This is a genomic window from Protofrankia sp. CiT1, from assembly GCF_917627335.1.
Classification (GTDB): domain Bacteria; phylum Actinomycetota; class Actinomycetes; order Frankiales; family Frankiaceae; genus Protofrankia.
In genome coordinates this window covers 2994-8313 of the sequence record NZ_CAKJTP010000170.1, presented here as the reverse complement: position 1 = coordinate 8313, position 5320 = coordinate 2994, and the positions used below count along the sequence as shown (strand labels likewise).

Annotated in this window: 4 protein-coding genes; all 4 read right to left on the bottom strand. The window is 70.3% G+C overall.

What is annotated here, in order from left to right; genetic code table 11:
- Nucleotides 1-2005: CHAT domain-containing protein (locus tag MJ785_RS18800; RefSeq protein WP_239382068.1), on the bottom strand; the 2005-nt coding region annotated here is incomplete at its 3' end.
- Nucleotides 2006-2046: 41 nt separating this feature from the next.
- A complete protein-coding gene (gene cimA / locus MJ785_RS18795) occupies nucleotides 2047-3729 on the bottom strand; it encodes a citramalate synthase (protein ID WP_239347783.1) in 1683 nt (560 codons plus the stop codon).
- Nucleotides 3730-3943: 214 nt separating this feature from the next.
- Nucleotides 3944-4621 (bottom strand): Crp/Fnr family transcriptional regulator, encoded by a 678-nt coding sequence (locus MJ785_RS18790; RefSeq protein ID WP_239310714.1) that lies wholly within the window; start codon nucleotides 4619-4621, stop codon nucleotides 3944-3946.
- Nucleotides 4622-4747: 126 nt separating this feature from the next.
- Complete coding sequence (locus MJ785_RS18785; RefSeq protein ID WP_239310725.1) at nucleotides 4748-5134, bottom strand: cyclic nucleotide-binding/CBS domain-containing protein; 387 nt, start codon at nucleotides 5132-5134, stop codon at nucleotides 4748-4750.
- Nucleotides 5135-5320: the final 186 nt, after the last annotated feature.

The following is a 5320-nucleotide window of genomic DNA, read 5'->3' as shown; positions in this document are numbered from 1 at the left end:
TTACCCGCCCGGCCACCGCGGTCTTGCCGATCCCGCCGGGCCCGGTCAGCACCACGCCGGCAACCGCGCCCCAGCGCTCCACCGCGGCCGGGCCACCCCGCAACACCGCGAGCGCGGTGCGGACCTCCCGGCGCCGCCCGACCAGGTCACCCATGGCAAGCTCGCGGACGCTGCCACCGGTCGGCGCGGCGAACGGGCGGGCCAGCGGCTGCCAGTCAGCAGCGGCGTCGAGCAGCGGCGGGTCGCCGGCCGCGGCAATCAGCGTCGCGGTGGCGTACTCGGGAGCCGCGAGCCGGCCGGTGGCCCGCGCGGCCGCCTGGCGATCGGCGTCCACCCGCCGACGGGCCTCGGCGAGCGCCGCAGCCACCGACCCGGCGCGGCCGGTGGCGAGCTCCGCGTAGAAGACCCTGGCCAGGTCGGTTGCATAACGGTCGGTGACGGTCGTCTGCATGGCCACGACCCGGTCGGCCCCGCCGCGGACGAGGCTCTCCGCGAGCCCCTCAGTTCGGGCCGCACCCGAACAGGACGCCAGCACGATCAACGGCAGCGGGCGGGATGCGCCCTTGAGCGCGTCCACCAGCTCCTGCGCACCGATGGTGACCGGGTTGCCGTCCTCGTCCTCCAGCTCGGCCGAGGACGGCGAGCCGTGCGCGGACAGGTGCAGCACGTGGTAGCTGTCGTCGACGCGGTAACCGGCATCGCCCGCGGCGCTCCGGCCGCCCAGCGCGTCGGCGATCTCCGTCAGGCCGGCGACCTCAAGGATCGTGACCTGCGCGGCCCCGGTACCCGCCACCGGCTGGACAGCGTCGATGATCGCCTGCATCTCCGCCTCGACGTCGAGCGGAGCGTTCCGCGTCCGGGTCTCGTCCGGGGCCGCCACCGCGACGAGGATCTTCAACGGGCCCGGTAACGGCGGGGTCGCGACCCGGCTCGGCATCCCTTGCCGGCTCAGCCCGGCGACCCGGCGGGCCAGGCGCACACCGGGCATGGTGACAAGGGGCCTGCCGCCTCCGCCGGCCAGCCGCAGCAGCTCGTAGGGCAGCGCGAGCGCCGGGCCGTCGGCCTCCACCACGATGTCGACGACCGTGCCGAACGGTGCGGCGTCGATCAGCTCGGTCAGGTGCCGCGCGGTACCGGCGTCGAACAGCGCGTCGCGCAACCGGTGGCCTGCGTCGGACAGGTACGCGTCCGCGCCCGCCGGATCCGCGGGCTGTGCCGTCCACACCGTGTCAAGCCCGAGCGGCAACGCCGTGCCGCGCTCCCCCAGCACGGTGTCGGCAAGGACCGTCCGCGTGGTCAGCCAGCCGTCGGCGAGCCGCACCTCAGCGACGATCTCATGGACGAGCGGAGCCGGCCGCCGCGGGGCACCGGCGGCCAGCGGCGTCCCGCCCGGCACCCGGGCATCCGGCACGACAACCGGGCGCGTGGCCCTTACCCAGGGCTCGCCGAGGGGCGGCTCAACCTCGTACGGCTGACCGGTCAGGACGCCCAGCAGCGCGTCCATGCCGCTCGCGGAGATTTCCGTGACCGGGTAGTGGGTCGTCGAGTACGGGCCGAGGAAGGCCGGGATGTCCTCGACCGAACGGCCGGGCAGCAGCACCGGCAGGAACTTCGCCATCCCGGCCGGCCGGTCGCGGTACAGCTCCTCGCGGATCAGCGCTGCCTCGAACTGCACCCCGCGGCCCTCATCCGCGGCGGCCTCACCCTCGCTGCGGCGGCGGTACTGCGGCGAGACGATAATCAATACGTGGTCGGCCGCACGGACCTCGGCCAGCATCCACAACGGCCAGTCCTGCCGGCGTTCGGCCGCGGGCTTGTCGAGCTTCGCGTCGATCCCCCGCGACCGCAGGAAGATCCACAGATCCCGGACGGTGTCGTCGTCCTCGGGCGATCCGTGGGCGTAGGAGACAAACACCCGTGGTGGACGGTCCGTCGCGGGAGCGTCATCTCCGCTGTCACGATCGTTGCTGCCGCCGGCCGCGCCGCTGCTTGTCCCGTCTCCCACATCATCCCCCGCCGTCGCCGGACACGAGGATCATAAGCGCACTACGTGGTCGCCCCATTCACCGTGGTAGCCTCCCCGGTCTTCGCTGCCTTCCCGGCCGCGGTTTCCGGGCGTACCCGGGGCGGGGCGTCGCGCCCGGCACCTTCGCCCTGGCGGCGCAGACCGTAGGTGACCGCATCCGCCAACGCCTCCCAGGAGGCAGCGATGATGTTCTCGTCAACACCGATCGTGTCCCACCGGTCGCGGCCGTCGCTGGTCTCCACCAGCACTCGGGTCACCGCGCCAGTGCCGGACCTGCCGTCGAGGATGCGCACCTTGTAGTCGACGAGGTCGAGGTCGGCCAGGCCCGGGTAGCCCTTCTCCAGCGCCTCCCGCAACGCCCGGTCAAGGGCGTTGACCGGGCCGTTGCCCTCGGCCGTGGACACGTGCCGCATGCCGCGGGAGAGCAGCTTGACGGTCGCCTCACTCACGAGCTCACCATCGGGCCGCCGCTCGACGATCACGCGCCACGACTCGAGGGTGAAATACCGCCGCTCGCCTTCGACCTCGTCGCGCAGCAGCAGCTCGAAGGACGCCTCCGCCGCCTCGTAGGCGTAACCGGCGGCCTCTCGCTCCTTCACCAGGTCCACGACCCGCCCGAGGGCCTCGCGCTGGCCGGAGAGGTCCAGCCCCAGTTCCCGGCCCTTGAGCTCGATCGTGGCACGGCCGGCGAGCTCCGAGACCAGCATCCGCATGTCGTTGCCGACCGCGGCCGGATCGACGTGCTGGTACATGTCCGGATCGATCTTGACCGCGCTCGCGTGCAGCCCGGCCTTGTGCGCGAACGCGCTCGCGCCGACGTACGCGCGGTGGGTGTCGGGAGCCAGATTGGTGATCTCATCGATGGCATGTGACACCCGCACCAGCTCGCGCAGCTTGCCGGCGGGCAGCACCGGGCGCCCGAGCTTCGTCTCCAATCCGGCGATCACGCTGAACAGGTCGGCGTTGCCGCACCGCTCGCCGTAACCGTTGGCGGTCCCCTGGACGTGGGTGGCTCCAGCCTCGACCGCGACCAGGGTGTTCGCGACCGCGCAGGCGGTGTCGTCATGGCAGTGGATACCCAGCCGCGCGCCGGTGGCGCCGCGGACGGCGCTGACAACGTCCCCGATCCGGGTCGGCAGCATCCCGCCGTTGGTGTCGCAGAGGACGACGACCTCGGCGCCAGCCTCGGCGGCGACCCCGACCATTGCCAGGGCGTAGTCGCTGTCGGCACGGTAACCATCGAAGAAATGCTCGGCGTCCACGAACACCCGCTTGCCCTCGGCACGCAGATGGGTCACGGTGTCCCGGATCATCGCCAGATTCTCGGCGAGGGTGGTGCGCAGGGCCCGCTCGACGTGCCGGCGGTCGGCCTTCGCGACCAGACAGACGACATCCGTGCCGGCGTCCCGCAGGGCCGCGACCTGAGGGTCGTCAGCGGCGGCCAGCCCGGCACGCCGGGTCGCGCCGAACGCGGTGAGCCTGGCGTGGGTCAGGCGCAGCTCGGTACGGGCGCGGCGGAAAAACTCGGCGTCCTTGGGATTCGATCCGGGCCAGCCGCCCTCGATGAAACCCACGCCTATCTCGTCGAGATGGCGGGCCACCGCAAGCTTGTCGCCGACCGACAGCGAAAGCCCCTCCTGCTGGGTCCCGTCACGCAGCGTCGTGTCATAAACATGGAAGGAGCCTGGGTCCTCTGGAAGCACAACGCGCCTCTCACCTGCGTGATCTCCGGGGATGTCACGCGCCCGGCGGCAGGGGTGAGCAGCCGGTACGCGCGACGTGGGCAGGTTCACCGCCGGCTGACCACTTTACGGCGGTGCCCCCCGGAGCCGGGAAGCGCCCGCTCAGCCGCGCCCGGCCAGGCATCGAGCCAACACTGAGCCAATGCTTGGACGATGCAAAATCAACACCGACACATCAGTCGCCAGCGAAGCGGCGCAGGCGTTCGACCTCGAGGATAGTGATCGTCTGCCCTTCGGCCAGAATCCACTTCCGCTTCTCGAACTCCCGCATGGCCTGGTTGACCGACTGACGGGAACCGCCCAGCAGGGAGGCGATCTCGGTCTGGGTCAGACCAAGCTCGATCAATGGGCGCCCGGACTCCCGCATCCGCAGCAGGAGCAGCTTGGCAACCCGGCGGGGCAGGTCGAGGAAGACCAAGTCCGCGTTTGCCCCGGTCAGGCGACGGACATGGGCGACCAGCGCCCGGATGAGCTGCTCCGCGACGGCTGGCCGCTCCCGCACCAGCTCCCACACGGCCGCGCGGTCCAGCACCAGGGCCTCGCTGGGCTCCAGCGCCTCGACGCTGGCCGACCGCGGACCAGCCTCGACGATGTTGAGCTCGCCGAGGGTCTCACCTGGGCCCGCGATGTTGAGAACGTGGTCACGGCCGTCGTCGGCCGTCGTCAGCACCTTCAACCGCCCAGCGGCCACTACCAGCAACGTGTCAGATGGATCACCTTCAGTAAAGACAACTTGGCCGCGGCGATACCGGCGCACGACCGAGCGTGCGGCCAGCCGCGCCAGCGCCGGCTCGTCCAGTTCCTTCAGCAATGTGGTCGCCTGGAGCAGCGCGACCGCTTCTTCCTCCTGCACACCGTGACCGTAGCGCCAATGTCGGGAATCGTGTGCGTCCAGCGCCCGACTTGGGCAGTGATATCCACCGGTGGAGCAAAAAAACCAGCGGAAGCAGCAGTCGATCAAACAACCGAGAGCCACCGGTTAAACAACGGAACGCTGACTGCTCCAGGAGCGCACAACATCCCGCATGGACAGCACCCCGGCCACCCCGCCACGCTCGCAAACGATCAAATGTCGGAACCCGCCGCGAAGCATTGCCGCGGCGGCCTCATCCAGGGACCACTCTGGATCAGCGAACACGACATCACGGGTAATATGATCACCGGCCAGTTCGAGATCCGGGTTCTGGCCCGCCGCCACCGACATCAGCACATCACGTTCGGTAAGAATTCCGTATCCCTGACCGTCGACATCGTGCACAATCGCCGCGCCGACCTTCCGATCGGCCATGAGCCGCGCCGCCTGACGCAGGGTGTGCTCTGGTCCGATCATCAGGACCAGAGCGCTCATTCCGTCGCAAACCCGCATCACGGTCTCCCTGGAGCTTGTGAACTTGTGAAACGAGAACGTGACAGGAGACATTAGGCGCAGCGGAACCAGTTGACCAGGCCCTCCGGCGTTCGGCATGGCGAACGATGGGTAGTGGGGAACGGCGGAGCCGGATGCCGCGACCGTGATGAGCCTTCGCTGGCGCGATCACGCCAGCGAAGAAGC